Source organism: Streptomyces herbicida, assembly GCF_032656585.1.
Taxonomy (GTDB): Bacteria; Actinomycetota; Actinomycetes; order Streptomycetales; family Streptomycetaceae; genus Streptomyces; species Streptomyces herbicida.
The window spans coordinates 1-25,838 of record NZ_JAUYWJ010000042.1; the positions used below are offsets into that span (position 1 = coordinate 1).

Here is a 25,838-nt window from a genome sequence, read left to right on the forward strand (position 1 = left end):
GCCGGAAGTATTCCTCCCGCTCACGGACCAGGATCTTGCGGCCCTGAGCCTTGCCCCGGTTCTCCCGGATCTTGAAGTCCATCGCACCCCACCAGCTGGGGTGTTGCGACGACCACTAGAACCCAAGATCCGGCCGGGGCCTGTGCCAAGATCCGCGCGGCGGACGTCAGCCGTTGGGGCGGAGGGTCCAGGTCACCGTCATCTCACCGGTGACGGCGCCGTCCTCGCGCTGGATGGCGACGGCCACCGGGAACTCGGGGCGCTTGCCCTCGTCGAGTTCGGCGACGACATCGGCGATGGGGCGGCCGAGGGTCGCAGTGGCCTTGACCGGACCGAGGGCGATCTTCTTGAACGCGATCTCGGCGGTGACCGGAAGCGGCACGGCGCGCGACAGCTGGGCGCCGAAGGCGGCGAGGACGATCGCACCACTGGCGGACTCACCGAGGGTGAACATCGCCCCGGCGTGCGGCCCGCCCACGTGGTTGCGGTACTCGCTCTGGTCCGGCAGGGACAGCACGGCCCGCTCCGGAGTGGTCTCCAGGTACTCCAGGTTCAGGGTCCGCACCATCGGAACCGTGGCGGCGAGCAACTCGCCGATCGACATCTGGTCTGCGCTCATGGCCGCCATGTTACTCACGAGTAGCCGAACCTGGCCAGGGTCGGGCCCGGTGGTCGCTGTATCGTTACGGCGCATGTGACCTGGGGAACAGCCGCCTGGCCGGTCGTCGCTGCCGGTGTCACCGGATGTGAGGTCGCGGACACGACGGCCCGCGACCTCCTGCGCACGGTGCGGCTGCACGACGCCGGTCGGACTCCTGAGGCGGCGCGTCCGTTGGGTGGGATGCATTCCTTGATTCGGTACGTCCCTGACAAGGGGTGGTGACCGAATCGTGTCCCTGGCGCCACTAGGGTAGCTGCCCATGTGGCCAGGACAGCAGCCGCCCGGGGGCGAGCAGAACCCGCAGAACAACCCGTATCAGCAGCCGGGTTACCAGCAGCCGAATCCGTATCAGCAGGCCGGCTACCAGCAGTATCAGCAGCCGAACCCCTATGGGCAGCAGCCGCAGTGGGGCGCTCCGGCACCGGTGGGCGGGCCCCAGCCGCCGCAGGGCGGTGGCGGCGGAAACCGGACGAAGCTGATAGCGATCGTCGCTGCGGTGGCCGTGGTCGTCGCGGCGGGTGTGACCGGATTCCTCGTCCTGGGTGGGAACAAGGACGACAAGGCGGACGGCGGTTCGGGCAAGAAGACCAGCCAGTCGCCGAGCCCGAAGCCCACCGCCACCTCGTCCGGTTCGAACGACAACCCGCGGGGCGACGAGACCGAGAAGCCGCTCATCACGGGCTGGAAGGTCGTCGTCAACCCCAAGTGGGGCACGGCATTCGACGTGCCTGCGGACTGGCAGGTCGACAGCCCGGGCACCCAGATCGGCTTCTCGGACCGCAAATCGAGCGATGGCAAGGCCCTCATCACGATGTCGGCACCGGCCGAGTACAAGTCCAAGTGGTGCACGTCCGACGACGACAAGGACGGCAGGACGGACGACACGGCGCTGGCCGCGGTGGGCACCAAGGGCGAGAGCGGTGCCAAGAGCGCCGGCGACGCGGCGATCCGCGAAGTCCCCTGGTGGGTGTACGGCGGCTACACACAGCCGGACAAGAAGAGCATCACCTACGACAAGAAGGCCACGGACTTCACGACCAAGTCGGGCATCAAGGGCGCCTACGCCTGGGCGCGTTCGACCAACACGCCGCGCAAGGGCAAGTGCGCCACCGACGGCAAGTCGCTCACCTTCGGCTTCGAGAACTCTGCCGGAGACATCGTGTCGTTCAACTTCTACGGCGCCAAGGGCGTGAAGGAGGAGGTCGACACCGCGACCATCATGAAGATCCTCAGCACGGTACGGCTGCACGGGGAGCCCACCGAGAGCTGACCGGCGGGGTGGCATGAAGGCGCACAATTCGGTTGGCGGGCCGGACGTTCGGCGGGGACGGCCGGCCGGTGACCTCCACCGCCGACTCCCCCTCCTGCTTGCTCAAACCCTCCTGGGGCGGGCCGCAACTACTCCCTGCTGACCGCCGCGGCGATCGTGACGAGCCTCGGCGGCAACGGCCCGCTGATCGCCGCCGCGTTCGCCGTGCTGGACGCGGGCGGCGACGGCGGCGACGTGGGACTGGTGGCCGCCGCCCGCACACTCCCGCTGCTACTCCTCCTGCCGATCGGCGGAGCGGTGGCGGACCGCATCCCAGGCACCGGGTGATGGTGGCCGCCAACGCCCTCAACCGCCTTTCCCAGGAGGCCTTGCGCTGCTCGTCCTCGCCGGGGAGCCCTGGATGTGGCAGATGATGCTGCTCGCCGCGCCGGGCGGCACCGGGCAGGGGTTCTTCGGTCCGGCGGCCTCCATCCTGATCAGGCCTGAGCGGCGGCTCAGCGGGGAGGGATGCCGCCCAGCGCCGAGGGTGACTCCCTGGGGGCACCCCGGGGCCGGTGGGGGCGCGAAAGCAACGGAAGCTCATGTTCTATGACGTCAGTCACAGCGCCCCGCCAACAATCCGGCACGCTTAGTAGATGCGGCATGGCGGACATCTAAGGATTTGTCCGTCTTGGCCCGGATGTGGATCCCGCCGCGCGTCCCGGGATTCCCCCGGCCGGCCCCCACGCCCGTTGGCCCATGATGCAAGGCTTCTGACGCCGCGACACCTTTCCCTCCTGACGCCATGTGCGGAACGGAGACTCGTGCACTTGCCCTGGCGAGGTCCAGGGACCTACGAGGCGACGTAGTGGCGGGACCCTTTGCGCTCCCTGTCGAGCCGTTCTAAGAATGACGACCCACAGGACGTCGCCGCAGTTCGGAACCGGTGTGCACGCAGTGTCGACCGCGCACCGGGCGCTCGGCGTCACCGAGTGAGCAGGAGCCCCCCACATGAAATCGTCCCGAACGTCCGCGAGACTCCTCACCCTCGCTCTCGGCCTGGGTCTGGCATCCAGCGCGCTGGGCGCGGCGGTGCCGGCGAGCGCCCGGACAGCCGCCACCCCGTCCGCTGCCGCCGGTACCTCCGTGGCACGGTACGCCGGGTCGGTTGAGGAGGCCGCGAACAACAAGGCGTTCTTCGAGGCCGTGCTCAAGTCCGTCGCCGAGAAGCGCGCCGCCCAGCCGAACGCGCAGGCGGTGACCGTCTACTACAACGCCTCCCAGGCACCGAGCTTCCGTTCGCAGATAGCGAGCGCGGCCTCGATCTGGAACAGCTCCGAGTCCAACGTCAAGCTCCGGGAGGCGTCGAGCGGTGGTGCCGACTTCTCCTACCGCGAGGGCAACGACCCGCGCGGGTCCTACACCTCCACCAACGGCCACGGAAGTGGCTACGTCTTCCTCGACTACACCCAGAGCCAGCAGTACGACTCGATCCGCGTCGTCACCCACGAGACCGGGCACGTGCTGGGCCTGCCGGACGACTACGGCGGGCCGTGCGGTGAGCTGATGTCGGGCGGCACCGCCGGCCCGTCCTGCACCAACCGCTACCCGAACGTCACCGAGCGCTCGCGTGTCGACCAGCTGTGGGCCACCGGACTCGCGCAGGCCCCGGGCACGGCACGATCACCCGAAACCGCCGGCCCGCTCGCAGGCGGTGTCGCCGGTGGGGGCGGGGCACCGATCAGGGGCGGTGCCCAGGCCCCCAGCACGCCCGCGATCACCGTGCCGGCACCCGCACCCGTCCTGATCCGTATTGGCTGATCCCACGGCAGGGGCAGAGCCTCGGCACGACACCCCCAGCGCGCTGAAGGTGCTGGCCAGGTTGACCAGACGAGTAGCGGTGGTGGGGTGGTCGGGGCCGAGCGAGGGTTGCCAGATACAGCGGGGTGCCGAGGTCTTGTTACGGCAGGTCGCGGCGGGTGGTGACCAGCACCTGCCCTGTGCTCAGGCGGCCGGGACAGGGGCAACGGACATACGTGAGACGTGCTGTAGTGGCCAGGGCCCGAGATGTGGCCGCCCTCGGCGCAGGCGTCGGCTGACCAACGGTGCTGCACCAAGATCCCCGCTCTGACCCGCCGCACCGGGCCGGTCACCGCCCAGGGTTCGCCGCGGACGGCCGCGAACGGCTCAGCCGATGCCGAACGCGCCGTCGGGGGGCTCGGGTGACGGTACGGCGTCCTCGTCCCGTACCGGACGGGCGCCACCGATGAACTCGCGCAGCGCGGGGCCGTGTTCGACCCGCGCCGGGAAGGCGTCGGAGGCGGTGCGGCGGGCCAGGGCGCCCGCGTCGACCGGGCGGTGCGAGGCGACGAGCACCGCGTTGCCGAACCGGCGGCCGCGCAGCACACCCGGCTCGGCGATCAGCGCGAGCTCCTCGAACACGGCGGCGAAGGTGGCGAGTTGGGACCGGAGGAAGGGGAACGGCGCGGCGTCGGCGAGATTGGCCAGATAGACCCCGTCGGCACGCAGGACGCGCTCGGCCTCGCGGGCGTAGGCGAGCGAGGTGAGGTGTGCGGGGACCCGGGAGCCGCCGAAGACGTCGGCGATCAGCACGTCGGCCGAGTCGTCCGGGGCGGACTCGAGCCAGGCGCGGGCATCGGCCGGGTGCACGGCGATCCCGGCGTCCTCCGGCACCGGCAGATGCTCTCCCACCAGCTCCAGCAGCCCCCGGTCGGCCTCCGCGACGTCCTGCCGGGAGCCCGGCCGGGTCGCCGCGAGGTACCTGGGCAGGGTGAGCGCTCCCCCGCCCAGGTGCACGACGTCCAACGGCCGCCCCGGTTCCCCCACGGTGTCCAGCACGTACCCGAGCCGCCGCGCGTACTCGAACTCCAGATGCGTCGGCGCGTCCAGGTCCACGTACGACTGCGGCGCCCCGTCGACCGTGAGCAACCAGGCCCGCTCACGGTCGACGTCGGGCATCAGCTTGGCGGTGCCGTGGTCGGTGACACGGGTGACGGGTATCGGTTCGCTCACGTCCCCATTGTGCCGGTGAGGGATGACACCGGGGCTGCCGCGCCCCTGGAAGGGGCGCGGGGCTGTACCGATGTGCGGCTCCGCCGCGTGGGCGTGACCAGCCACGCAGGCCCCGGCGCACCGGTCAGCCCAGGGACGTCACCGTCCCCGCCCCGACTGTCCGCCCACCCTCACGGATGGCGAACCCGAGCCCCGGCTCGAGCGGCACGTCCCGCCCCAGCTCCACGGTCATGGTCACCGTGTCCCCGGGCCGAGCGACCGCCACCTCACCGAGGTCGACGTCCCCGACCACGTCCGCCGTGCGGATGTAGAACTGCGGCCGGTAACCGCTCGAGACCGGTGTCGTACGACCGCCCTCGCGCCCCGACAGCACATACACGCGGGCGGAGAAGCGCCGGCTGGGCACCACACTGCCCGGCGCGGCCACCACGTGCCCGCGGCGGACCGCGTCCCGGGGGACACCCCGCAGCAGCAGCGCCACGTTGTCCCCGGCCTGGGCCTCCTCCATCGGCTTGCCGAAGGTCTCCAGCCCGGTCACCACGGTCTCGAGGTCCGCGCCGAGCACCTCGACCCGGTCACCTACCCGGACCGTGCCGCGCTCGACCGCGCCGGTCACGACCGTGCCCCGCCCGGTGATCGTGAGCACGTTCTCCACAGGTAGCAGGAACGGCGCGTCCAGATACCGCTCGGGCATGGGCACATAGGTGTCCACCGCGTCGAGCAGCGCCTCGATCGAGGCCGTCCAGCGCGGGTCCCCTTCCAGGGCCTTGAGCCCGGAGACCCGTACGACGGGTACGGAGTCGCCGCCGTAACCCTGCGCGGTGAGCAGCTCCCGTACCTCCAGCTCGACCAGGTCCGTGAGCTCCTCGTCGCCGGCGTCGGCCTTGTTGAGGGCGACGACGATGTGGTCGACGCCCACCTGGCGGGCGAGCAGGACGTGTTCGGCGGTCTGCGGCATGATCCCGTCGAGCGCGGAGACGACGAGGATCGCCCCGTCGAGCTGCGCGGCGCCGGTGACCATGTTCTTGACGTAGTCGGCGTGGCCCGGCATGTCCACGTGCGCGTAGTGCCGGGTGTCGGTCTCGTACTCGACGTGCGCGATGTTGATGGTGATGCCGCGGGCGGCCTCCTCCGGGGCGCGGTCGATGCGGTCGAACGAAACGTATTCGGTGGTGCTGCCGGTGCCGCGCTCGGCCAGCACCTTGGTGATGGCCGCGGTCAGGGTGGTCTTGCCGTGGTCGACGTGACCCATCGTGCCGATGTTCAGGTGCGGCTTGGTGCGCACGTATGCCGTCTTGGGCATGGCTCTACCTCGAAGCCTCGTAAGTGGTGATGGGGACCCCGAGGACTGGCCGACCCTCCCCCTGCGGGGTCCGCCGGACGATCCGGGGAGGGTCAGCTTCGGGCGCCGTCGGCAGCAGCCAGGATGATCGGGACGGCAGCCTTCGGAGCATCCGCGACCGCGGATGCTGCGAGAACGAAGGCGTACCGGAACATGTCGACGATCATCGCCGACGCCCTGTCCCGCGTCGAATGGTTTTCCGCCGGAGCGGGTCCGGCCGTCGGGCCTCGTCAGTCGCCGATGTTCTTCAGCGCCTCCCGGACCGTCAGCGGCGCGAACCTCCCCCGTTCACGGGCGAGGAAGGACCGTACGGCCTCCGGGTCGGTCTTGGCGTACTCGCGCAGGCACCAGCCGATCGCCTTGCGGATGAAGAAGTCGGTGTGCCCGGACTGGAGCAGGCAGTAGGAGAAGAGACGGTCGGTGTCCGTGTGCTCCTTGTGGCGCAGTTGGTGGAGCAGGGCGGTGCGGGCGACCCACAGGTCGTCGTCCGCGATCCACCGGTCCATCTCGACGGCCAGCTTCGGGTCGGCGGCGACGAGTGCGCCGACGACATGGGCGGCGAGCAGGTCGACCGTGTCCCACCAGGGGACGGTGGTGACGAGGTGCCGGGCCACCGGCAGGAAGTCCGACGAGCAGCGCCCCGCGTGGCGGCGCAGATAGTCGGCGGCGAAGTAGTGGTACTCCCGCTGCGGCAGCGCCCAGCAGCGCAGGGCGATCGCGGTGCAGTCGGCCTCGTCGGGGCGTGGGGTGCCCGCGAGGACGGTGCGGGACAGGGCGCGGCGGGCCGGGGTGGGGATGCCGAGGAAGGGGGCCACGTCCTTCATGTAGGCCCGCATGGCCGCTGCCCGCTCCGGGTCGGCCGCGGCGGCGTAGGCGGCGGTGACCCGCTCCAGCACGGTGTCGGCGAGATCGCTGGGCGGCACGTCCGCCGGGCGGGCACCTGTGACGGTCATGAGGCGAACCATACGGCGATCACACACATGTGTCGGTTAGTGTCACCGGATGCTCGATGCCAACCGCTCTGGCACCGCCACGGCCTCTCCCCGGGCCGCCGCCACGGAGCTCGCCGTCGCCGTCCCCACGGCCGTCACCGTTGCGCCGCTCTCGCGCGCGGGTTTCGTCGCGCGCTGCACGCGCATGCTGCTCTCTCCCTGGTCGCGGCTGTCCCTGCTCGTGGCGCTGCTCGCGGCGGCCGCCTCGACCATGCTGCTGTTCGAGCCGCAGAGACTGATCACCCACGGCTGGCCGCCCCAGCTCGGCGGCGCCGCGGCGACGGTGGTCTTCGCGGCGGCGTACGGGCTGTGCACGGTGGCGTTCGTGCCGCGGCCGCTGCTGAACCTGGCGGCCGGTGCTCTCTTCGGTTCCCAGATGGGGCTCGGCACGGCGCTGGCCGGTACGGTGCTCGGCGCCGGGGTCGCCTTCGGCCTGGGCCGGATCCTCGGCCAGGACGCGCTGCGCCCGCTGCTGCGCGGCCGCTGGCTGAAGGCCGCCGACGGCCAGCTCAGCCGGCACGGCTTCCGTTCGATGATGGCGGCGCGGCTGTTCCCCGGAGTGCCGTTCTGGGCGGCGAACTACTGCGCCGCCGTCTCCCGCATGGGTTGGCTGCCGTTCCTGCTCGCGACGGCGCTCGGCTCGGTCCCGAACACCGCCGCGTATGCCGTCGCCGGGGCCCGCGCCTCGACGCCGACGTCCCCGGCCTTCCTGCTCGCGATGGCGTGCATCGCCGTACCGGCCCTGGTGGGCGCGGTGGTGGCCTGGCGCAAGCGCCACCACCTGCGCGCGCCCTGACGCGCCGTTACGCGGCTTGAAGGATCATCGCGTTGGCGAGTCCGCCCGCCTCGCACATCGTCTGCAGGGCGTAGCGGGCGCCGCGTTCGCGCATCGCGTGGACGAGGGTCGTGGTCAGGCGGGTGCCGCTGGCGCCCAGGGGGTGGCCGATGGCGATCGCGCCGCCGTGCACGTTGACCTTGGCGAGGTCGGCGCCGGTCTCCTGCTGCCAGGCCAGGACCACGCTCGAGAAGGCCTCGTTGACCTCGAACAGGTCGATGTCGTCGAGGGTGAGGTGCGCCCTGTGGAGCACCTTCTCGGTCGCCGGGATCACGCCGGTGAGCATCAGCAGCGGGTCGGAGCCGGTGACGGCGAAACTGTGCAGGCGGGCGATCGGGCGCAGGCCCAGGCGGGCCGCGGTCTCGCTGGAGGTGATCAGCACGGCGGACGCTCCGTCGTTGATCGGGCTGGCGTTGCCCGCGGTGACGTTCCACTCGATCTGCGGGAAGCGCTCGGCGAAGCCGGGGTCGTAGTACGCCGGCTTGAGGCCGCCGAGGATCTCGGGGGTGCTGCAGGGCCGTACGCACTCGTCGTGGGTGACGCCCTGCAGGGGCGCGACCTCGGCGTCGAACAGGCCCGCGTCCCAGGCGGCAGCCGCCTTGTGGTGCGAGGAGACGGCGAAGGCGTCCATCTGCTCGCGGGTGATGGACCACTTGGCCGCGATCAGCTCGGCGCTGATGCCCTGCGGGACGAGCCCCTCGGGGTAGCGCTCGGCGACCCCGGGGCCGAAGGGGTCCTTGCCGGGCGGCACGTTCGACCACATCGGCACGCGGCTCATCGACTCGACGCCACAGGCGACGACGAGGTCGTAGGCGCCGGAGATCACGCCCTGGGCGGCGAAGTGGACGGCCTGCTGGGAGGAGCCGCACTGGCGGTCCACCGTGGTCGCCGGGACCGACTCGGGGAAGCCCGCCGAGAGGACTGCGTAGCGGGTGGTGTTCATGGCCTGCTCGCCGACCTGGTCGACGGTGCCGCCGATGACGTCGTCGATCAGGGCCGGGTCGACGCCGGAGCGCTCGACGAGGGTGCGCAGGGTGTGGGCGAGGAGCTCCACGGGGTGGACGTGGGCCAGGGAGCCGTTCGGCTTGCCCTTCCCTATGGGGGTGCGTACGGCTTCGACGATGACTGCGTCACGCATGGTGCGGGCCTCCTTGGCCGCCGGGGCGATGGCCGGCGCGATTACCGGTGAGTAGGAAATCCAAACTCACCATAACTCGCCGAGTTGGAAAATCAAACCCTCACCTAGACTGGGCGCCATGGCCGCCATGAAAGACCCGCGCCCCTGCTCCATCGCCGACGCCCTCGCGCTCGTGGGCGAGAAGTACTCCCTGCTCGTGCTGCGGGAGGTGTGCCTCGGCAACGGCCGCTTCGACCAGCTGGTCCGCAACATCGGGGCCCCGCGCGACATCCTGGCCACCCGGCTGCGCCGGCTCGTCGACGCGGGCATCCTCAGCAAGCGCGCCTACAGCGAGCGCCCGCAGCGCTTCGAGTACCGGCCCACACAGGCGGGCCTGGAGCTGGAGCCCGTCCTGATGACCCTCATGGCATGGGGCGACCGCCATCTCCGCGGGGCCGACGACCGCCCCATGGTGATCGAGCACATCTGCGGCAACGAGCTCGTCGCGGTCGTCACCTGCTCGGCCTGCGGCGACCCCGTGCGCCACGAGGACCTCACCGCCCACCCGCAAGCCCCGGGCTGGACGCTCACGGGTCCGTCGGCGGCGTAGCCGGCCCTACGACCCCTGCGGGTACACGTCGAGCCGTCCGCACATCCCGAACTTCCCGTAGACCGAAGGCCGTTCGGCCCGTACGACGGCTCCGGCCAGACGAGAGACATCGCCCCGTGCGAGGCGGTCGAGCTCCTCCCCCCTTGGCCGCCGCGTCGCCGACGCTCGCACCATTCGGCGAGCCGGGGCCGTACGAGCGCGGCGGCGGCCCCATGGAAGGCGGCAGGCGTCTCGGGGCCGGAGGCCCCGCGCGGCACCCGGTGGCCGACGTACGTGCCGGGAGCCGGAGCCGAAGCGGTGCCGGAAGACGATCGCCGCGTACGGCCCGCCGGCCGCGCCCTCCTCCGCCTCGACGGCGTCGAAGTCGGCCGGCGTCGGCACCGGCGGCTTCTCGCACCACACCCAGGCCCCGGCACGCAGCGCGGCCACGGTCTGCGCGCGGTGCAGCGTCGGCGGCGTGCAGATGGTGATCAGGTCGGGCCGCTACTCCTGGAGCATCCGGTCCAGGTCGGTATGGGCGTGCGGGATCCCGGCCGCCACGCAGAAGGCCCCGACCGCTCCCGCGCCGGTGCCGATGACGGCGACCTGATACGCCGGCCGGTGAGCGGGGCTGTGGAGTAGGGCATGGGCGTGATCAGCACTCCTCCGGGACGGCGGGCACGTAGGGCAAGCGGGTGGCAAGCGGTGCAGCAGGCCATATAGCAAGCGCTTTCTCGCGGTGCAACGTAAGCGGCGTCATGGCGGACGGTCAACACCCCGAGTCGGTAAGCGGCTGGTAAAGGCCTGCCCAAACCCCCTGTGTCCGGGCCGTCATGGCGGGGCGCTACGCTGCCTTCCGCACACATGATCACCACTCGAATGATGATCACCTTCACCGGACTTTCCCCGATCAGCGCTTGGACGCCCTAACTCCATGTCTTGGTTTGAATCGCTCGTCCTCGGACTCGTCCAGGGGCTGACCGAGTTCCTCCCTGTCTCCTCCAGCGCGCATCTGCGGCTGACCGCGGCATTCTCGGGCTGGCAGGATCCCGGTGCGGCCTTCACGGCGATCACACAGATCGGCACGGAGGCCGCGGTGCTGATCTACTTCCGCAAGGACATCGGGCGGATCGTCTCGGCCTGGTTCCGGTCGCTGTTCGACAAGGCGATGCGCCAGGATCACGACGCCCAGATGGGCTGGCTGGTGATCGTCGGCTCCATCCCCATCGGCCTGCTGGGCGTGACGCTGAAGGACCAGATCGAGGGGCCGTTCCGCGATCTGCGGATCACGGCGACCATGCTGATCGTGGTCGGCATCGTCATCGGCATCGCCGACCGGCTGGCCGCGCGCGACGAGACGGGCGGCCGGCACCGGGCGCCCCAGCAGCGCAAGACCCTGGAGAACCTCGGCGTCAAGGACGGCCTCATCTTCGGCCTCTGCCAGGCCTGCGCTCTCGTTCCGGGCGTCTCCCGCTCCGGCGCCACGATCAGCGGCGGTCTGTTCATGGGCTACAGGCGCGAGGCGGCGGCCCGCTATTCGTTCCTGCTCGCCATTCCGGCGGTGCTCGCCTCCGGGGTGTTCGAACTGAAGGACGCCGCAGGCAGCGGGCACGTGGCGTGGGGGCCGACGCTCTTCGCGACGGTGATCGCGTTCGCGTCCGGCTATGCGGTCATCGCCTGGTTCATGAAGTTCATCTCGTCGAAGAGCTTCATGCCGTTCGTCTGGTACCGGATCGCTTTGGGCATCGTCATCATCGCGCTGGTGGCGACGGGGGCACTCAGTCCGCATGCGGCCGAGTCCGCGGGCTAGCCGAAGGTGATTCATCTCGGCCATCCCCCAAAGACCGGCGTACCGAAGGGCTTTGGGGGCGTCCTACCCCGGCGTGGCAAGGGCGAAGGCCCCCCGGCCGCCGACCGGCCGTCACCGTGCCGTGGCGTGCGGTCCCGCAAAAGCCGTGGCGCGCGCACGCGGACGCCGTCGCGGCCGTGACCAACCGCATACGGTCTGAGTAGTGGTCCGGTAGCGCAGTGTCAGTACTTGCCCCTAGGCTTGTCCGCATGTCCCCCGATTCCGTGACCCGTGGTTCCGTGCGGTCTGCTGCAGAGGTCAACGAGCAGATCCGGGCACTGTGGCTGCGTGCGGGCGGATACCTGTCGGCCCAGGACCGTGCGGAGTACGAGCTGTTGGTCGTCGAGTGGGCCGAGGCGATCCGTGACGAGATCGTCGAGGCGGCCTGAGCCTCCGGCGGCATCAGGGGGCGGCAGCAGCGGCCATCTCCCGCCCAACCGCGGATTCGCCCATGGTTGATCAGTCTCCGGCGATGGCTCCCATGTCGCTCATGAACGACGTGCAGGCGCATGCGCTCTCCGATGGCACGGCAGCCCGGACCGGGGCGCCTCGACTTCGCTGGGCGGCGTACCCGGCCTCATGACCCAGGTGAAGCCGTCTCCGCCGACAAGGGCCACGAAGATCCTCCCGGAGTGAGGGGCGCCGTCACCTTTCGTGCCTCAGTGACAGATCTGATGCTCCATCCGATGTGTGACTTGTGGGGAAGGTGAGCACAGTGATGCTGTTGATGCAGACGATGCGAAGCATGCGGCGTGCATGTGATGACCTCCGCCACCATGCCATGTGACAGAAAGAGGCAGTTCCTTACGCGATGGCGCGTAAGTGCTGCGAACAACCCCTTTGCACCCGTGGAGGTTCCGAGTGCGACCATTCACCCTCAACTATGCCCTGCCCAAGGCGTTTCCGACCGTGGTGACGCCGTACCACTTCGACGAGTCCCGTCAGTTGAACGTGCTTCCCGACGGCCGCCCGGCCGTCAGTGACCCGGACCTGCTGCTGGCTGTCGGCACGACCACGTCCACCGCCGGTTCCCAGACCCACTTCGATGACTGACGCTTCGTAACCGAATGACCGTACTGATCCTCACGTCCGATGAGGACGTGACCGCCGACATGGTGGTGGCCAAGCTGCACAAGAAGGGGACCCCTTTCGTGCGGCTGGACCCTGCCGACCTGCCGGACAAGGTCGTGTTGTCCGCCCACTACGCCCACGGCGACTTCGACGGCCACCTGTCCGTGAACGGACACGTGCTCAGCATGGGAGGCCTGCGCTCCGTATGGGTGCGAAGGCCCGGCGAACCGGCGGCGCACGCGACGCACCCCTCGCCGTGGCTGACGGCCGAGGCCCGGCAGGCCCTGTTCGGAATGCTCTTCTCCACCTCCACCCGGTGGATGAACCATCCGCGCAACGCCGACCGGGCCCGCCTGAAGCCATGGCAGTTGAAGATGGCTCACCTCAGTGGCTTCGCCGTACCGCCGACCGTCTTCACCACGGCCCCGCGCCTGGCACGGCAGTTCGCGGAGGAGCACCGGAACGTGGTGGTGAAGTCCGCCTCGGGGCCGCCGCCCGGTGACCCCGGCGTGGCCCTGCCCACCACCCTGATCGGGCCCGACGCGGACTTCTCGGCCGTCGCGGCCGGACCCGCGCTGCTGCAGCGTTACGTCCCCAAGCGCGCCGACATTCGTCTGACCTGTGTCGGCACCCGGCTGTTCGCCGCACGGAAGACGGCCGAGCCGGACCAGGTCGACGGGCGCTACGGCGACACCGAGCACGCCTGGGAGGCGCTCCCGGTACCCGAACGCATCGGCCGGTCGGTGCGTGAGTACCTCGCCCTGGCCGGACTGGCGTACGCCGCCTTCGACTTCGCCGAGGACGAGGACGGCCTCTGGTGGTTCCTGGAGTGCAATCAGGGCGGCCAGTTCGGCTTCATCGAGCTGGAGACCGGGCAGCCGGTGTCGGAGGCGGTCGCCCTGTGGCTGTCACAGTGCACGGCGGCCGGCCGGGTATCAGAGCTCCACTGGTGAGGCGACCACCACGCCAGTACGACCCGACTTCACGCACGGCCTTCACGCACAGCAGCGTTCGGCGCCAGGGGCGCTGCTGTGCGTGGTCGGGTGTCGGCCCCGCGGCGTGTCCACAAAGACACGTCGCTGCTCGTCGCCACGGCCAGGGTCTGCCCGGAGGGAGAGAAGCCGACGGCTCGGAGTTCGGAGTAGTGGGAGTGAAAGATGTGCCACCACCGCTCTCCGTGCGGACCGGAGTGGGGCAACCCGCCGTCGCGGGACAGCAGGACCCGATCATTGGGCCAGGCCGGGGTGACGACCTCCAGAGTCCAGCTGTCCGCGGTGGTGGTGTGCAGTCCTCCGCCGAAGAGCCCGGCTATGTGCACCCTGCTGCCGGCGACCGGGCCCAGCCCGGGGCACGACAGGTCGGCAGTGTCGTCGGGGGTGCTGTCCTCCGGGTCCGGGTCGCGGTCCCGGGCGATCTTCTCCCCCGTAACGGCGTCGAAGAGGCCATGGCCGTCGCGCGAGACGACCATCACCAGGTCATGGCCGCTGTCGGGGTGCGAGGCGAAGCCGATCCCTAGGAGTCCGCCGACTGGGACGCCGTACTCGCACTCGAAGACGGGCTGCCACGGTTCGGGCGCGGGCACCACGGGGGCCGCGAGGAGCCGGTCCCGCAAGGCCCGTTGGTAGGGGGACAGGTCCGGTTCACGGTTTGGTCGCTCCACGGGAGCCGCCTTCTCGGTCCGCTTCATCACCACTCCATGATCCACGTCATCGCCTCTCCATGATCGACGCCCGTCACGGGCCTCCGGGCCGTCAACCCCGGGCGGCGGGCCGGCGAATGTCCCCGCACACCTCTTGGCTCCGCCCGTCCCGTGCCCAACACTGTGCCGATGACGCAGCGCGTGGAGCTCGCGACCGTAATGGACCGGCTGGCCGTGGACGGAGTGGTCACCGAGTACGCGGTGGCCGTGGACGATGGTGACTGGGCGGCGTACCGGGCACTGTTCACGAGGGACGGGCGGGCGGACTACCGTTCCGCCGGCGGGATCGAGGGGGACGCCGGCCAGGTCGCCGGGTGGCTGGCCGAGAGCCTGGGGCTGTTCGCGATGCGGCAGCATCTCATCGTCAACCGCCGGGTGCGGTTCGGGGTCCTGGAGCAGGACACCGGGGACACCGCGCGGGTGCAGGCCGACTACATCAATCCGATGCGGTTCGCGGGCGGCGACGGCGGATCCACGGCCCCGGACTTCGTGTGCGGCGGCCGGTACTCCTTCGGGCTGCTGCGGACGGGCGAGGGCTGGCGGCTGCGCGAGGTCGTCGTCCAGGAGAAGTGGCGCCGTCTGCCCGACCCGCGCCCGGCTCCCGTGACCGGCTGAGCCGAGGCCCTCTGTCCGGGAGGGCTTCTTGGCGGCCACACTGGAAGGAGCCGCTGGGTAGGAGGCGACGTATGAAGACGATCGACCGCTGGCTCGCCTCCCCGTGGCGTCGCTCCGCCGCCGCCGTCCTCGCCGGAGCCCTGCCCGTGTTCGCCTTCCCGGTACCCGCGCTGTGGTGGTTCGCGTACGTCGCCCTGGTCCCCTGGATACTGCTCGCCCGCTCCGCCCCGACCGGGAAGCGGGCGGCGTACGACGGCTGGCTGGGCGGGCTCGGGTTCATGGTGGCGGTGCACCACTGGCTGCTGCCCAGCCTGCACGTCTTCATCTTCCTGATCGCGGGGCTGCTGGGCGCGCTCTGGGCGCCCTGGGGCTGGCTGGTGCGCCGGTTCCTGGGCGGGGTGCCCTCGCCGGGCCGGGGCGCGGTGGCCCTGGTGGTGCTGCCGTCCGCCTGGCTGGTGGTGGAGCTCGTCCGGTCCTGGCAGGGGCTGGGCGGTCCCTGGGGCATGCTCGGCTCCAGCCAATGGCAGGTGGAGCCGGCGCTGCGGCTGGCCTCGGTGGGCGGGGTGTGGCTGCTCAGCTTCCTGGTGGTGGCCGTCAATGTCGCGGTCACGATGCTGGTGGCGATACGCGCGGTCCGTACACCCGCCGTCGCCTCGCTGGTCGCCACGGCCGCCGCGACCTCGGCGGCCTGGGTGTGGTCGCCCCGCCCGGACGTCGACGGACGGGTCAGGATCGCCGTCGTACAGCCCGGTGTGATCAACGGCGCCGACCAGCGCTTCGCCCGTGAGGAGCAGCTCACCCGGCGGCTCGCCGGGCAGCACGTCGACCTGATCGTCTGGGGCGAGAGCAGCGTCGGCTTCGACCTGGGCGACCGGCCGGACCTGGCGGAACGGGTCGCGGCCCTGTCCCGGCGGACCGGCTCGGACATCCTGGTCAACGTGGACGCCCGCCGCTCCGACCGGCCCGGCATCTACAAGAGCTCGGTCCTGATCGGCCCGGACGGCCCGACCCGGGCCCGCTACGACAAGATGCGGCTCGTCCCGTTCGGTGAGTACATCCCGGCCCGCTCGCTGCTGGGCTGGGCCACCTCGGTCGGCAAGGCGGCGGGCGAGGACCGCCGGCGCGGCACCGAGCAAGTGGTGATGGACGTCGGGCACGGGCTGCGCATCGGCCCGATGGTGTGCTTCGAGACCGCGTTCCCCGACATGAGCCGTCACCTCGCGCAGGACGGCGCCGACGTGCTGCTCGGCCAGTCCGCGACGTCGACGTTCCAGCACAGCTGGGCCCCGGAGCAGCACGCCTCGTTGGCCGCGCTGCGCGCCGCCGAGACCGGGCGTCCCATGGTGCACGCGACGCTGACCGGTGTCTCGGCCGTCTACGGCCCGAGCGGACAGCGCCTGGGCCCGTGGCTCGGCACCGACGCGAGCACCGCCGAGGTGTACGAGGTGCCCCTGGCCCACGGCATCACTCCGTATGTCCGCTACGGCGACTGGCCGGTGAACGCCGCCCTGCTCGCGCTGGCCGCCCTGGGCGTGACCGAGGGGGTACGGGCGGTCAGGCTGCGCCGGAGCGCTCCTGGACCGCGTGTACGACCCGCTCGCACAGTTCGTGAGTCACCAGTGCGTCACGGGCACTGAGGACCTTGCCCGCGCGCACGGCGTCGAGGAACGCGAGCACCGCCTGTTCGATACCGCGCTGCCGGGCGACCGGCACCCAGTCGCCGCGCCGCCGCACCGTCGGCTGCCCCTTGTGGTCGATCACCTCGGCGAGGTTGACCACCTGGCGCTTGGTGTCCTGCCCGGAGACCTCGAGGATCTCCTCGGCCGAGCCGCTGAGCCGGTTCATCACGCCGAGCGCGGTGAAGCCGTCCCCGGCGAGCTGGAGCACGACGTGGTGGAGCAGCCCGTCCTGCAGGCGGGCGCGCACGGTCACGTCGTCGACCGCGCCCGGCACCAGGAAGCGGAGCGTGTCCACGACGTGGATGAAGTCGTCGAGGATCATCGTGCGGGGCTTCTCCGGCAGCCCGATGCGGTTCTTCTGCATCAGGATCAGCTCGCGCGGGTGGTCGGCGCACTGTGCGTACCCGGGGGCGTAGCGCCGGTTGAAGCCCACGGCGACGGAGACGTTGCGCTCCTCGGCGAGCTTCACGAGGCGCTCGGAGTCGGCGAGTTCGTAGGCGAGCGGCTTGTCGACGTAGCTCGGTACGCCCGCCTCCAGGAGCCGGGTGACGATCTCGGGGTGCGCGGGGGTGGGCGCGTGCACGAAGGCGGCGTCGAGGTCCTGGGCGAGCAGGGAGTCCAGGGTCGTGTGCCGCCGGTCGGCGGGGAGGTGGAGGCCGTCGGCGACCCGGGTGAGGGTCTCGGGCGTGCGGGTCTGCAGGTGCAGCTCGATGCCGGGCTGCATGCCGAGCACCGGCAGGTACGCCTTCTGCGCGATGTCGCCGAGTCCGATGCAGCCGACCTTCACGTGCTCTCCCCTAGCGGTTGCCTACCGGTGCCCTCCCGGAAGCATACGGCGGCCGCCGGTCGGCGATGCCGTCGAAGCCGCGCGGGAAGAGCGCCGGTCCGGCGAGCGACGGTGCGGCGGGCGTGGTGTTGCGTACGGCGATGACGGCGCGGTTGCCGGTCATGTTGAGCCGGGCAACCTTGACGGCTCGGCGGGCGATCGCCGTCGTACGGGGCGGCCGTGCGGGCGGGCAGGTCGCGGGCATGGTGGGCGAGGACGACGGCATCCTCGACGGCCTGGTTGCCGCCCTCTCACAGGGTCGGCGGCATGGCGTGGGCGGGGTCGCCGAGCAGGGCCACCCGCCCGCGGTGGAAGGCGGGCAGCGGGTCGGCGGGGCGGTGGACGTCGTGGCGCAGCACGTCCTCGGGGCGGGCGGCCGCGATGACGGCGCGGATCGGGTCGTGCCGGTCGCCGAACCGGCGGGCGAGTTCGGCCCGCTCGTCGTCCGGCGGGTGTTCCCCCGCGGGGGGTCGTGGCCGCGTCGAATGCGTACACCCGGCCGTCCTTGCGGGGGTGCGTGCCCCGGATACGGCCCCTGCCCCAGGTCTCGTGCGAGGCGAACTCGGCGCCGGGCACCGGGATCCGACCCGCCGGGTGGTGAAGCCGGCGTGGACCGGACCGGGATGCCCGGGGAAGAGCACGCCGCGCGCGGCGGAGTGGATGCCGTCGGCGGCGACCACCAGGTCGGCCTCCAGCTCGCCGTCGTCGGTGGTGACTCGGGCGCGCCGGTCGGTGCCGCCGGGGTCGGTGACGGTGGCGGCGGCCCGGCATGTACTGGCGCGCGGAGGTGCCGGATCTGGACGAGGTGCGGGCGGGGCTGCGGGAGCTGCCGTCAGGGATGCTGGGCCGCTGGAGACGGCGCCACCTGGGGGGCCGACGTCAGCCCGGGGTCTCCGGTGTCCCTCGTACGGGGCGGGAGATCACCCTTGTGAGGGATCATCCGTCCTCACCCTGTTCCAACGCCGGAGCCGACGCAGCAGAGTTGCGCGGGTGCATCGATCGACGACCTCCGCAGCGCTCCTGGTCTCCGTGGCCGTGTCGGCCCTCTCCGGCTGTGTGACCGTCCAGCGGCCGCCGACGCCCGGGCCACCACCGGCGGGGGCACCGTCGCAGTCCTCGGCGCCCCGGACGGACGGCAGCGCGAAGCCGAGGGTCGTACAGGCGCCGGCCCGGGAGGCGCTGGAAATGGTCGGCCCACCCCGCAGGCCGAAGCGCTCCGGCAACCCGGCCCTTCCCCCACAGCTGTCCAAGCCCCACCGCTCTCCCGCGCCCGCGGCACACCCGGCCCCCCAGCCACACCGTGAGCCCCGGCACCAGCCCCCCGCCGGCATCCCGGACGTGCCCCGGTCCGTCCCCCAGGCCCCGGACGTGTGCTCGCTGGGGACGAAATACGGCGGCTGGCGGCCGGACAGCCCCGAGGCGGTGATCTGCCGCCGGACGTACGGCCAGTGAGTCGGCGGCGGGGCAGGCTCAGGTCGGCCGACGGCGGGGTGGGCCCCAGGGGTCTCCTCCCGGGGAGTCCTCCTCGCCCAGTCGGTGTTCCAGCCGGATGATCGCCGCCCGGATGCCGTCCCCGTAGCTGTCGTCAGCCAGGGCGCCGGCCGCGCCGCGGGCGCGACGCAGATAGGCGCGGGCGGCCTCGGAGCGGCCCAGTTTCATGTAGTCGGTGGCAAGATTCAGGTGCAGGGAGGGATAGAACGTGCGCAGCGCCGTCGGGCCCGTCGTCTCTGCCGAGAGTTCCTCCGCCGCCGACAACGCCCGCAGATCCCAGGCCAGTTCGTCCGAGGGGTCGTCCTGGGTGTCGGCCAGGTAGTGCGCGAGCGTGCAGCGGTGCACCGGGTCCCCGTCCTGCCCGACCTCCGCCCACAGGTCCAGCAGACGGCTCCTGGCCTCTTCGCGGTCTCCACCGTGATGCAGCATGACGACCTGCCCGATCCGGGTCAGCACGGCGTCCGGCGCCGTCCGCTCCTGTCGCTCCGCCACCGAGTCCTCCAGGCTGATCCGCACGACAGGCCCAGTCGGCTGTCCCCCCGACGCTAACCGGCGGCACGGACAAACCCGGTCAGGCGGCCCCGTACGACATGGGACCGCCCTCGGGGCGGGTCAGCCCAGGTCCGGGATCGTCCAGTCGATCGCCTCGTGGCCCTGCGCGGCAACCGCCTCGTTGATCTGCGTGAAGGGGCGGGAGCCGAAGAACTTCTTGGCGGACAACGGCGAGGGGTGCGCGCCCTTGACCACTACGTGCCGGGTCTCGTCGATCAGGGGCAGCTTCTTCTGCGCGTAGTTCCCCCACAGGACGAAGACCGCCGGGTCGGGCCGGTCGGCCACCGCGCGGATCACCGCGTCCGTGAACTTCTCCCAGCCCTTGCCCTTGTGCGAGTTGGCCTCGCCGGCCCGGACCGTGAGCACCGCGTTGAGCAGCAGCACGCCCTGCCGGGCCCACGGCATCAGATATCCGTTGTCCGGGACGGGCGTGCCCAGCTCCTCCTTCATCTCCTTGTAGATGTTGCGCAGCGAGGGCGGGGTCTTCACCCCGGGCCGGACCGAGAAGCACAGGCCGTGGCCCTGACCCTCGCCGTGGTAGGGGTCCTGGCCCAGGATCAGCACCTTGACCTTCTCGAACGGAGTCGCGTCCAGCGCCGCGAAGACCTCCTCACGCGGCGGGTAGACGGCACCCTTCGCCCGCTCCTCCTCGACGAACTCCGTCAGCTCCTTGAAGTAGGGCTGCTGCAGCTCGTCGCCCAGAACCCCGCGCCAGGACTCGGGCAGCATGGCGATGTCGGTCACGTCAACGTCCTCACGGTGTGCGGTCACTTGCAGGTGTTGCAGTGCTCAGAACCTACAGGCGCCCACTGACAATCGGTGCCGCGAGTTGACATCACCAGCTCGTCTTGCGGTGCAGCTCCCACATCATCATGATCGCCGACGGGTCCAGCGACCGTTCCGCGCCGGAGATGTCGGCGCTCGCGGCCAGGTACTGCTTGCCCTGCCACAGCGGCAGCAGCCGCGCGTCGTCGGCCAGGATCGTCTGCGCCTCCCGGAACTCCTTCACCACGCGGGAGCGGTCGCTCTCACGGCGGGAGGCGGGCAGCAGATCATCGGTGATCTTGGGCGACGGGTAGGGCGTGCCGACCGCGTTGTTCTGGCCGACGAACGGGGCGATGAAGTTGTCGGCGTCGGGGAAGTCGGGGGACCAACCGCGCCCGAACACCGGGTACTCGCCCTTCTGGTAGCCCACCACGTACTTGTTCCAGGGACGGCCGTGCACGGTGATGGTGAACAGGCCGGACGCCTCGAGCTGGCGCTTGATCTCCTGGAACTCCTTCGCGGTCGCCGAGCCGTAGCGGTCGGTGGTGTACCAGAGGGTGAGAGGCACCTTCTGGTTGATGCCCGCTTCGCTGAGGATCTTGGCGGCCTTGCCGACGTCGGGGTCTCCGAAGTCGTCGAAGAAGGCGGTGCTGTGCCCGGTCAGGCCGGCCGGGACCATGGAGTACAGCGGCTCCACGGTGTCCTTGTAGATCCGGTGCGCGATCTCGCTCCGGTTGACGATCTGGGCGATGGCCCTGCGGACCGCTGTCTTGCGGGCCCAGGGGTCCTTCGGGTTGAACACCAGGTACTCGATCTCGTTGCTCGGCCCGTCGATGAGGTCGATGTCCCTGGAGCCCTGGCCCTGGAAGGAGATGACGTCATCGGCGGCAAGGCCGCGGAAGGTGAGGTCGAGCTTCTTGGCACGCAGGTCGTCGGCCAGCGTGCGCGAGTCCTGGTAGTAGCGGATGGTCACCGCATCGTTTCTGCGCTCCGCGGCACCCTTGTAGTGCTTGTTGCCGACCAGCACGGCCTGCTTGCCCTCCTGGTAGGACTCCAGGTTGTACGGGCCGGAGCCGAGCACCTTGCCGTCCTTGCGCAGGGCATTGTCCGGGTACTCCGCGGGATCCACGATCGACATGCCGGGCGTGGCCAGCACGAACGGAAACGTGGCGTCCGGCTTGTTCAGGTGGAAGACGACCTCGCGCTCGCTCACTGCCTGGACCCGGTCGAGGCTGCCGAGGAGGCCTGCGGGGCCGCTGTTGACCTTGATCTTCTCGATGCGGTCGATCGAGTACTTCACGGCCTGTGCGTCCAGCTTGTGCCCGTTGGAGAAGGTCAGGCCCGAGCGGAGCTCGCACGTGTAGACGGTGTTCGACTGCGAGAACTTGCAGCTCTCGGCCGCGTCGGGCTGCGGTGTGGTCGCGCCGTTGGGGTAGCTGAGCAGGGTCTGGTAGATGTTGCGAAAAAGTTCCCAGGACTGGTCCCAGGAAGCGGCGGGGTCCAGCGTGCTGGGGGCACTGGTCGTACCCACCACGATCGGTCCACCGCTGTCCTGGTTGCCGTCGGAAAAGACGCTGCACCCGGCCACCAGGGATATGGACGCAACCGCCGCCATTCTCTGTAGGCATCGGTTCCGGTTGAACACGCGCACGCTCCTCGATCCGCCATACCAAGGGTCGGCAGACGATACCGCAGTGACACGCCGGGTGAACCTGCTTCGTACATGGGTCTTGATCAGCTTGTTCATGACGACGTTGTCATCCCTCCGGGCCTCTCCCCAACAATGACAAGGGCGCCGATTCCGTCAAGGAAACGGCGCCCTTGTGCGCCCGATCGTTATGCCCGCCCGGGGGTCGGGCCGTCACGCCGGGACAAGTCAGGCAACGCCGGCGTTCAGGAAGAGTCCGCCGTCGACGACGAGCGTCTGTCCGGTGACCCAGTCGGACTGCTCCGAGGTGAGGAACGCGGCGGCGCCGCCGATGTCCGAGGGCACGCCGAGCCGGGCGAGCGGGTAGGCCGCGGCGGCCTCCGCCTCCCGGCCCTCGTACAGGGCCTGCGCGAACTTGGTCTTCACGACGGCCGGGGCGATCGCGTTGACCCGCACCCTGGGCGCGAACTCGTGCGCGAGCTGCTGGGTCAGGTTGATCATCGCGGCCTTGCTGACGCCGTAGGCGCCGATGAACGGCGAGGGCGCGAGGCCCGCGATGGAGGCGATGTTGACGATGGCGCCGCCGTTGTCCTTCTGCCAGGCGTGCCAGGTCTTCTGGGCGAAGCCGAGCGCCGAGATCACATTGGTCTCGAACACCTTGCGCGCCACGTCCAGGTCGAGGTCGGCGATCGGCCCGAACACCGGGTTCGTCCCCGCGTTGTTGACCAGGAAGTCGACGCGGCCGAAGGCCTCCATCGTGCGCTCGACGGCCTCCGCCTGGTGGGCCAGGTCGTGCGCCTTGCCCGCGATGGCGATGGCCCGGTCGGAACCGAGCTTCTCGACGGCCTCCTTGAGGGCGTCCTCGTTGCGGCCGGTGATGGCGACGCGGTCACCGCGCGCGACCAGCGCCTCGGCGACGCCGTAGCCGATGCCGCGGCTGGCGCCCGTGACGAGCGCGACCTTGCCGGAGAGTTCAGGCAGTTCAGTCATGTCCGTGTTCCTCGAGTTTCCCGGTGCCGACTAGTCGAGCGGTCCGCCGGCGACGTACAGCACCTGGCCGGAGACGAAGCCGGCCGCCTCGCCCGTGAAGAAGGCGATCGCGTTGGCGATGTCCTCGGGCTCGCCGACGCGCTGCACGGGGATCTGGGTGGCGGCCGCGGCCTTGAACTCCTCGAAGCCCATCTTGACGCGATCGGCGGTGGCCTTGGTCATCTCGGTGGCGATGAAGCCGGGGGCGACCGCGTTGGCGGTGATGCCGAACTTGCCGAGCTCGATGGCGAGGGTCTTGGTGAAGCCCTGCAGACCGGCCTTGGCGGCGGAGTAGTTGGCCTGCCCGCGGTTGCCGAGCGCCGAGGAGGAGGACAGGTTGACGACACGGCCGAAACCGGCGTCGACCATGTGCTTCTGGACGGCCTTGGTCATCAGGAACGAGCCGCGCAGGTGCACGTTCATGACGGTGTCCCAGTCGGTGGCCGTCATCTTGAACAGCAGGTTGTCGCGGAGCACACCGGCGTTGTTGACCAGGATCGTCGGCGCGCCGAGCTCCTCGGCCACGCGGGCGACGGCCGCCTCGACCTGCGCCTCGTCGGAGACGTCCGCGCCGACCGCGATCGCCCGGCCGCCGGCCGCGGTGATCCGCTCCACGGTCTCCTTGCAGGCGGCCTCGTCGAGGTCGATGACGGCGACGGCGCGGCCCTCGGCGGCCAGTCGTACGGCGGTGGCGGCGCCGATGCCGCGCGCACCTCCGGTGACGATGGCGACCCGCTGGTCAGTGGTGGACATTGCTGCTTCTCCTCGCCCTTGAGAATTCCCCAGCCGCGGTGAGCGACCGCTTAGTACCTTCGACAGACGTGACGCTAGAAGCACTGGCACCCGGTGTCAACGGCACACCGGGTGCGTGTGATCCATTACCTCACCAGGAGGTCCAGCAACCGCTGCGCCTCGGCCGCCGGATCGGTGGTGAGCCCCGTGTGGACGGGTCCGGGCTGCACGATGGTCGACCGCGGCGCGATCAGCCAGCGGAATCGTCGCCCCGCGTCGTCCCGGGCCGCCGGTCCCGCAGCCGCCCCGCCGCCGCACACACCCTCGACGGCGCCGAGCGCGGCCCGGACGCCCGACACGTCGGCGTCCGGGTCGAGGGCCAGCAGCCGGGCCTCGTCGAGGTGGGTGCGGGCGCCGATGTAGCCCTGGGCGCGGCAGTACACGACCACGCCCGCGTTGATGCACTCACCGCGCTCGACGCGGGGTACGACCCGCAGCAGCGCGTACTCGAAGACGTCCCGGCCGCCGCCCTGGCCCGCCCGGGTGATGTGGCGCTCGGTCACATGGCCGGCCATGTGGATGTGGTGCTCGCTCACTTGTCCCCCTCGATGCCGGTGATGCGCTCGTGGACCCCGGCGGCGCGCGCGAGCAGAGGGCGCGCGTACGCCCGCCGCAAGTCGTCCGGACTGTCGAAGCCGCGCTCGCCGGCCAGCCAGGCGTCCGGGATCTCGGCGGTGACCTCGGCCAGGAGTTCCTCGGTGACCAGGGGAGCCAGCTCGGCCGCGGCGCCCGCGACATCGGGGCCGAAGCCCGCCAGTGCGTGGTCCGCGGCGTCGTAGGGCCGGGCCGCGGAGGCCTCGGCGCCGGGCCAGTTGTGGTGCCAGATCATGGTCGCGCCGTGGTCGATGAGCCACAGGTCGCCCCGGTGCATGAGCAGGTTGGGGTTGCGCCAGGAGCGGTCCACGTTGTTGATCAGCGCGTCGAACCAGACGATCCGACCGGCCTCCCCCGGGCTCACCGTGAAGGCCAGCGGGTCGAAGCCGAGGGCGCCGGAGAGGAAGTCCATGCCGAGGTTGGTGCCTGCGCTGGACCTCAGCAGCTCCTGCACCTGCTGGTCGGGTTCGCCGAGCCCCAGGACCGGATCGAGTTCGATCGTCACGAGGCGGGGCATCCGCAGGCCCAGGCGGCGGGCCAGCTCCCCGCAGACGACCTCGGCCACCAGCGTCTTGCGGCCCTGTCCCGCGCCGGTGAACTTCATGACGTAGGTCCCGAAGTCGTCGGCCTCGACGAGCCCCGGCAACGAGCCGCCCTCACGCAGGGGCGTGATGTATCGGGTCGCGATGACTTCCTTGAGCATCGCCCCAGGTTACTGGGGAGTCGCCGGGCCCCCGACCGACAGCGGAACGACAGCTCTGGCTTATGGTGCTCCGACCGCGCGGACGTCAGGATCTCGACACCGGCTGAACGGGTCGTGCCCGTCGGCCGTACCCCTGGACGGATCACCAAAAAGGCTTCGCGGAAGGGAATTCCCACATGAGCAGCGCATCGCCCAAGCCCGCAGCGGGACCGGCCCGCCGTACGGTCGTGGCCGCGGCCGGAGCGGCGGGACTCGCCGCCGCGCTGACCGCCTGCGGATCGGGCGACGACTCCTCGGACTCCTCCAGCGCGTCCGGTTCCTCCGGCAGCACCGGGGCGACCGGTTCCACCGGGACGCAGGACGGCAGCGGTTCTGGCACCGGCGGCTCGGGCGGCGGCGACAACGCCGCGGCGGGCGGCACCGCACTCGCCAAGACCGCGGACATCCCGGAGGGCGGCGGCAAGATCTTCAAGGACCAGGGTGTCGTGGTCACCCAGCCGACGGCGGGCACGTACAAGGCGTTCTCCTCGAAGTGCCCGCACGCCGGGTGCGCGGTGGGCAGCATCGCGAACGGTGTGATCGTCTGTCCGTGCCACAACAGCCAGTTCTCCGTCACGGACGGCAGCCGGAAGGCGGGTCCCGCGACCAAGGGGCTCACGGCCGCGAACATCACCGTGTCCGGCGACGAGATCAAGCTCGCGTGAGGG

The 25,838-nt window shown here is 70.9% G+C and carries 29 protein-coding genes and 1 pseudogene; 13 read left to right on the forward strand and 17 right to left on the reverse strand.

All coding sequences use genetic code 11. From position 1 onward, the window contains the following. Positions 1-166 precede the first annotated feature (166 nt). Positions 167-604, reverse strand: a complete 438-nt coding sequence (locus Q8A52_RS46300; RefSeq protein WP_316764353.1) for a DUF4442 domain-containing protein — start codon at positions 602-604, stop codon at positions 167-169. Positions 605-920: 316 nt separating this feature from the next. Between Q8A52_RS46300 and Q8A52_RS46305 the strand changes: the two genes are divergently transcribed. The 3 genes and pseudogenes from Q8A52_RS46305 to snpA all read left to right on the forward strand — a co-directional run bounded on the left by Q8A52_RS46305 (position 921) and on the right by snpA (position 3,731). Next, positions 921-1,931 (forward strand): hypothetical protein, encoded by a 1,011-nt coding sequence (locus Q8A52_RS46305; RefSeq protein WP_316764214.1) that lies wholly within the window; start codon positions 921-923, stop codon positions 1,929-1,931. A 135-nt stretch (positions 1,932-2,066) separates the two neighbouring features. Further along, positions 2,067-2,401, forward strand: a pseudogene (locus tag Q8A52_RS46310) (MFS transporter); the annotation flags it as partial. A gap of 520 nt (positions 2,402-2,921) precedes the next feature. Then, positions 2,922-3,731 (forward strand): snapalysin, encoded by an 810-nt coding sequence (gene snpA / locus Q8A52_RS46315; protein WP_316764216.1) that lies wholly within the window; start codon positions 2,922-2,924, stop codon positions 3,729-3,731. 366 nt (positions 3,732-4,097) lie between these two features. Here snpA and Q8A52_RS46320 read toward each other — a convergent pair whose 3' ends face one another. The 3 genes from Q8A52_RS46320 to Q8A52_RS46330 all read right to left on the reverse strand — a co-directional run bounded on the left by Q8A52_RS46320 (position 4,098) and on the right by Q8A52_RS46330 (position 7,238). Beyond that, a complete protein-coding gene (locus Q8A52_RS46320; RefSeq protein WP_316764219.1) occupies positions 4,098-4,943 on the reverse strand; it encodes a spermidine synthase in 846 nt (281 codons plus the stop codon). Positions 4,944-5,067: 124 nt separating this feature from the next. Then, positions 5,068-6,246, reverse strand: a complete 1,179-nt coding sequence (gene tuf / locus Q8A52_RS46325; protein WP_316764222.1) for an elongation factor Tu — start codon at positions 6,244-6,246, stop codon at positions 5,068-5,070. A gap of 269 nt (positions 6,247-6,515) precedes the next feature. Then, positions 6,516-7,238, reverse strand: a complete 723-nt coding sequence (locus tag Q8A52_RS46330) for a DNA alkylation repair protein (protein ID WP_316764225.1) — start codon at positions 7,236-7,238, stop codon at positions 6,516-6,518. A 49-nt stretch (positions 7,239-7,287) separates the two neighbouring features. Here Q8A52_RS46330 and Q8A52_RS46335 point away from each other — a divergent pair, with 49 nt between their 5' ends. Beyond that, a complete protein-coding gene (locus Q8A52_RS46335; RefSeq protein WP_316764228.1) occupies positions 7,288-8,073 on the forward strand; it encodes a TVP38/TMEM64 family protein in 786 nt (261 codons plus the stop codon). A gap of 7 nt (positions 8,074-8,080) precedes the next feature. Here the strand turns inward: Q8A52_RS46335 and Q8A52_RS46340 are convergent, their stop codons facing one another. After that, positions 8,081-9,250, reverse strand: a complete 1,170-nt coding sequence (locus tag Q8A52_RS46340) for a thiolase family protein (protein ID WP_316764230.1) — start codon at positions 9,248-9,250, stop codon at positions 8,081-8,083. 118 nt (positions 9,251-9,368) lie between these two features. On the opposite strand from Q8A52_RS46340, the gene Q8A52_RS46345 reads away from it, so the two are divergent. Then, positions 9,369-9,839, forward strand: a complete 471-nt coding sequence (locus tag Q8A52_RS46345) for a winged helix-turn-helix transcriptional regulator (RefSeq protein ID WP_316764232.1) — start codon at positions 9,369-9,371, stop codon at positions 9,837-9,839. Positions 9,840-9,845: 6 nt separating this feature from the next. Here the strand turns inward: Q8A52_RS46345 and Q8A52_RS49390 are convergent, their stop codons facing one another. After that, positions 9,846-10,268: a hypothetical protein gene (locus tag Q8A52_RS49390; RefSeq protein ID WP_408649380.1), complete on the reverse strand. Its 423-nt coding sequence runs from the start codon at positions 10,266-10,268 to the stop codon at positions 9,846-9,848. 484 nt (positions 10,269-10,752) lie between these two features. Between Q8A52_RS49390 and Q8A52_RS46360 the strand changes: the two genes are divergently transcribed. The 4 genes from Q8A52_RS46360 (at position 10,753) to tgmB (ending at position 13,691) form a co-directional block, all read left to right on the forward strand. After that, positions 10,753-11,628, forward strand: a complete 876-nt coding sequence (locus Q8A52_RS46360; RefSeq protein ID WP_316764234.1) for an undecaprenyl-diphosphate phosphatase — start codon at positions 10,753-10,755, stop codon at positions 11,626-11,628. Positions 11,629-11,876: 248 nt separating this feature from the next. Beyond that, the gene (locus tag Q8A52_RS46365) at positions 11,877-12,056 is read left to right on the forward strand and encodes a hypothetical protein (RefSeq protein WP_316764237.1); all 180 of its coding nucleotides are present in this window, start codon (positions 11,877-11,879) and stop codon (positions 12,054-12,056) included. Positions 12,057-12,528: 472 nt separating this feature from the next. Next, positions 12,529-12,720: a putative ATP-grasp-modified RiPP gene (gene tgmA / locus Q8A52_RS46370; protein WP_316764239.1), complete on the forward strand. Its 192-nt coding sequence runs from the start codon at positions 12,529-12,531 to the stop codon at positions 12,718-12,720. Between the two features lie 14 nt (positions 12,721-12,734). Then, positions 12,735-13,691 carry an ATP-grasp ribosomal peptide maturase gene (gene tgmB / locus Q8A52_RS46375; protein ID WP_316764242.1) on the forward strand — a complete coding sequence of 319 codons (957 nt, stop codon included), beginning with the start codon at positions 12,735-12,737 and terminating at the stop codon, positions 13,689-13,691. 29 nt (positions 13,692-13,720) lie between these two features. Here tgmB and Q8A52_RS46380 read toward each other — a convergent pair whose 3' ends face one another. After that, positions 13,721-14,425: a hypothetical protein gene (locus tag Q8A52_RS46380; RefSeq protein WP_316764245.1), complete on the reverse strand. Its 705-nt coding sequence runs from the start codon at positions 14,423-14,425 to the stop codon at positions 13,721-13,723. A gap of 141 nt (positions 14,426-14,566) precedes the next feature. Here Q8A52_RS46380 and Q8A52_RS46385 point away from each other — a divergent pair, with 141 nt between their 5' ends. Further along, complete coding sequence (locus Q8A52_RS46385) at positions 14,567-15,052, forward strand: nuclear transport factor 2 family protein (protein WP_316764247.1); 486 nt, start codon at positions 14,567-14,569, stop codon at positions 15,050-15,052. A 71-nt stretch (positions 15,053-15,123) separates the two neighbouring features. Beyond that, a complete protein-coding gene (lnt, locus tag Q8A52_RS46390; RefSeq protein WP_316764250.1) occupies positions 15,124-16,689 on the forward strand; it encodes an apolipoprotein N-acyltransferase in 1,566 nt (521 codons plus the stop codon). Here the strand turns inward: lnt and Q8A52_RS46395 are convergent. The 3 genes from Q8A52_RS46395 to Q8A52_RS46405 are packed head-to-tail and all read right to left on the reverse strand — an operon-like array spanning position 16,607 to position 18,393. Then, the gene (locus Q8A52_RS46395) at positions 16,607-17,518 is read right to left on the reverse strand and encodes a Gfo/Idh/MocA family protein (RefSeq protein ID WP_316764253.1); all 912 of its coding nucleotides are present in this window, start codon (positions 17,516-17,518) and stop codon (positions 16,607-16,609) included. The two genes, lnt and Q8A52_RS46395, sit on opposite strands and share 83 nt — an antisense overlap. A 10-nt stretch (positions 17,519-17,528) precedes the next feature. Continuing rightward, the gene (locus Q8A52_RS46400) at positions 17,529-17,783 is read right to left on the reverse strand and encodes a hypothetical protein (protein ID WP_316764256.1); all 255 of its coding nucleotides are present in this window, start codon (positions 17,781-17,783) and stop codon (positions 17,529-17,531) included. Between the two features lie 25 nt (positions 17,784-17,808). Next, positions 17,809-18,393 carry an FAD-dependent monooxygenase gene (locus Q8A52_RS46405; RefSeq protein WP_332845908.1) on the reverse strand — a complete coding sequence of 195 codons (585 nt, stop codon included), beginning with the start codon at positions 18,391-18,393 and terminating at the stop codon, positions 17,809-17,811. Between the two features lie 154 nt (positions 18,394-18,547). Between Q8A52_RS46405 and Q8A52_RS46410 the strand changes: the two genes are divergently transcribed. Next, on the forward strand, positions 18,548-19,009 hold the full coding sequence (locus Q8A52_RS46410; protein WP_316764261.1) for a hypothetical protein: 462 nt from the start codon (positions 18,548-18,550) through the stop codon (positions 19,007-19,009). Between the two features lie 18 nt (positions 19,010-19,027). On the opposite strand, the gene Q8A52_RS46415 is transcribed toward Q8A52_RS46410, so the two are convergent. From Q8A52_RS46415 to Q8A52_RS46445, 7 genes are all read right to left on the reverse strand, one after another. Beyond that, positions 19,028-19,540, reverse strand: coding sequence for a hypothetical protein (locus tag Q8A52_RS46415; RefSeq protein ID WP_316764264.1), 513 nt, complete (start codon positions 19,538-19,540; stop codon positions 19,028-19,030). A gap of 120 nt (positions 19,541-19,660) precedes the next feature. After that, complete coding sequence (ung, locus tag Q8A52_RS46420) at positions 19,661-20,344, reverse strand: uracil-DNA glycosylase (protein ID WP_316764266.1); 684 nt, start codon at positions 20,342-20,344, stop codon at positions 19,661-19,663. A gap of 91 nt (positions 20,345-20,435) precedes the next feature. Further along, a complete protein-coding gene (locus Q8A52_RS46425) occupies positions 20,436-22,010 on the reverse strand; it encodes an ABC transporter substrate-binding protein (RefSeq protein WP_316764270.1) in 1,575 nt (524 codons plus the stop codon). A 231-nt stretch (positions 22,011-22,241) separates the two neighbouring features. Next, positions 22,242-23,003, reverse strand: coding sequence for an SDR family oxidoreductase (locus tag Q8A52_RS46430; RefSeq protein ID WP_316764274.1), 762 nt, complete (start codon positions 23,001-23,003; stop codon positions 22,242-22,244). 30 nt (positions 23,004-23,033) lie between these two features. Continuing rightward, the gene (gene fabG / locus Q8A52_RS46435) at positions 23,034-23,795 is read right to left on the reverse strand and encodes a 3-oxoacyl-ACP reductase FabG (RefSeq protein ID WP_263206303.1); all 762 of its coding nucleotides are present in this window, start codon (positions 23,793-23,795) and stop codon (positions 23,034-23,036) included. A gap of 125 nt (positions 23,796-23,920) precedes the next feature. Beyond that, a complete protein-coding gene (locus Q8A52_RS46440; protein WP_316764280.1) occupies positions 23,921-24,370 on the reverse strand; it encodes a DUF3037 domain-containing protein in 450 nt (149 codons plus the stop codon). Continuing rightward, positions 24,367-25,131: a HipA family kinase gene (locus Q8A52_RS46445; protein WP_316764283.1), complete on the reverse strand. Its 765-nt coding sequence runs from the start codon at positions 25,129-25,131 to the stop codon at positions 24,367-24,369. The genes Q8A52_RS46440 and Q8A52_RS46445 overlap by 4 nt, the downstream gene beginning before the upstream one ends. Before the next feature lie 176 nt (positions 25,132-25,307). Between Q8A52_RS46445 and Q8A52_RS46450 the strand changes: the two genes are divergently transcribed. Continuing rightward, positions 25,308-25,835 carry a Rieske (2Fe-2S) protein gene (locus Q8A52_RS46450; protein ID WP_316764286.1) on the forward strand — a complete coding sequence of 176 codons (528 nt, stop codon included), beginning with the start codon at positions 25,308-25,310 and terminating at the stop codon, positions 25,833-25,835. Positions 25,836-25,838 lie beyond the last annotated feature (3 nt).

Coding starts and splice junctions, on each gene's coding strand:
- tuf (WP_316764222.1), bottom strand. CDS start 6,246: ATGCCCAAGACGGCATACGTGCGCACCAAGCCGCACCTGAACATCGGC.
- Q8A52_RS46330 (WP_316764225.1), bottom strand. CDS start 7,238: ATGACCGTCACAGGTGCCCGCCCGGCGGACGTGCCGCCCAGCGATCTC.
- fabG (WP_263206303.1), bottom strand. CDS start 23,795: ATGTCCACCACTGACCAGCGGGTCGCCATCGTCACCGGAGGTGCGCGC.
- Q8A52_RS46365 (WP_316764237.1), top strand. CDS start 11,877: ATGTCCCCCGATTCCGTGACCCGTGGTTCCGTGCGGTCTGCTGCAGAG.
- snpA (WP_316764216.1), top strand. CDS start 2,922: ATGAAATCGTCCCGAACGTCCGCGAGACTCCTCACCCTCGCTCTCGGC.
- Q8A52_RS46430 (WP_316764274.1), bottom strand. CDS start 23,003: ATGACTGAACTGCCTGAACTCTCCGGCAAGGTCGCGCTCGTCACGGGC.
- Q8A52_RS46450 (WP_316764286.1), top strand. CDS start 25,308: ATGAGCAGCGCATCGCCCAAGCCCGCAGCGGGACCGGCCCGCCGTACG.
- Q8A52_RS46305 (WP_316764214.1), top strand. CDS start 921: ATGTGGCCAGGACAGCAGCCGCCCGGGGGCGAGCAGAACCCGCAGAAC.
- Q8A52_RS46360 (WP_316764234.1), top strand. CDS start 10,753: ATGTCTTGGTTTGAATCGCTCGTCCTCGGACTCGTCCAGGGGCTGACC.
- Q8A52_RS46335 (WP_316764228.1), top strand. CDS start 7,288: ATGCTCGATGCCAACCGCTCTGGCACCGCCACGGCCTCTCCCCGGGCC.
- Q8A52_RS46445 (WP_316764283.1), bottom strand. CDS start 25,131: ATGCTCAAGGAAGTCATCGCGACCCGATACATCACGCCCCTGCGTGAG.
- Q8A52_RS46345 (WP_316764232.1), top strand. CDS start 9,369: ATGGCCGCCATGAAAGACCCGCGCCCCTGCTCCATCGCCGACGCCCTC.
- Q8A52_RS46380 (WP_316764245.1), bottom strand. CDS start 14,425: ATGAAGCGGACCGAGAAGGCGGCTCCCGTGGAGCGACCAAACCGTGAA.
- Q8A52_RS46300 (WP_316764353.1), bottom strand. CDS start 604: ATGTCGATCGGCGAGTTGCTCGCCGCCACGGTTCCGATGGTGCGGACC.
- lnt (WP_316764250.1), top strand. CDS start 15,124: ATGAAGACGATCGACCGCTGGCTCGCCTCCCCGTGGCGTCGCTCCGCC.
- Q8A52_RS46400 (WP_316764256.1), bottom strand. CDS start 17,783: ATGCCGTCGTCCTCGCCCACCATGCCCGCGACCTGCCCGCCCGCACGG.
- Q8A52_RS46385 (WP_316764247.1), top strand. CDS start 14,567: ATGACGCAGCGCGTGGAGCTCGCGACCGTAATGGACCGGCTGGCCGTG.
- tgmB (WP_316764242.1), top strand. CDS start 12,735: ATGACCGTACTGATCCTCACGTCCGATGAGGACGTGACCGCCGACATG.
- Q8A52_RS46340 (WP_316764230.1), bottom strand. CDS start 9,250: ATGCGTGACGCAGTCATCGTCGAAGCCGTACGCACCCCCATAGGGAAG.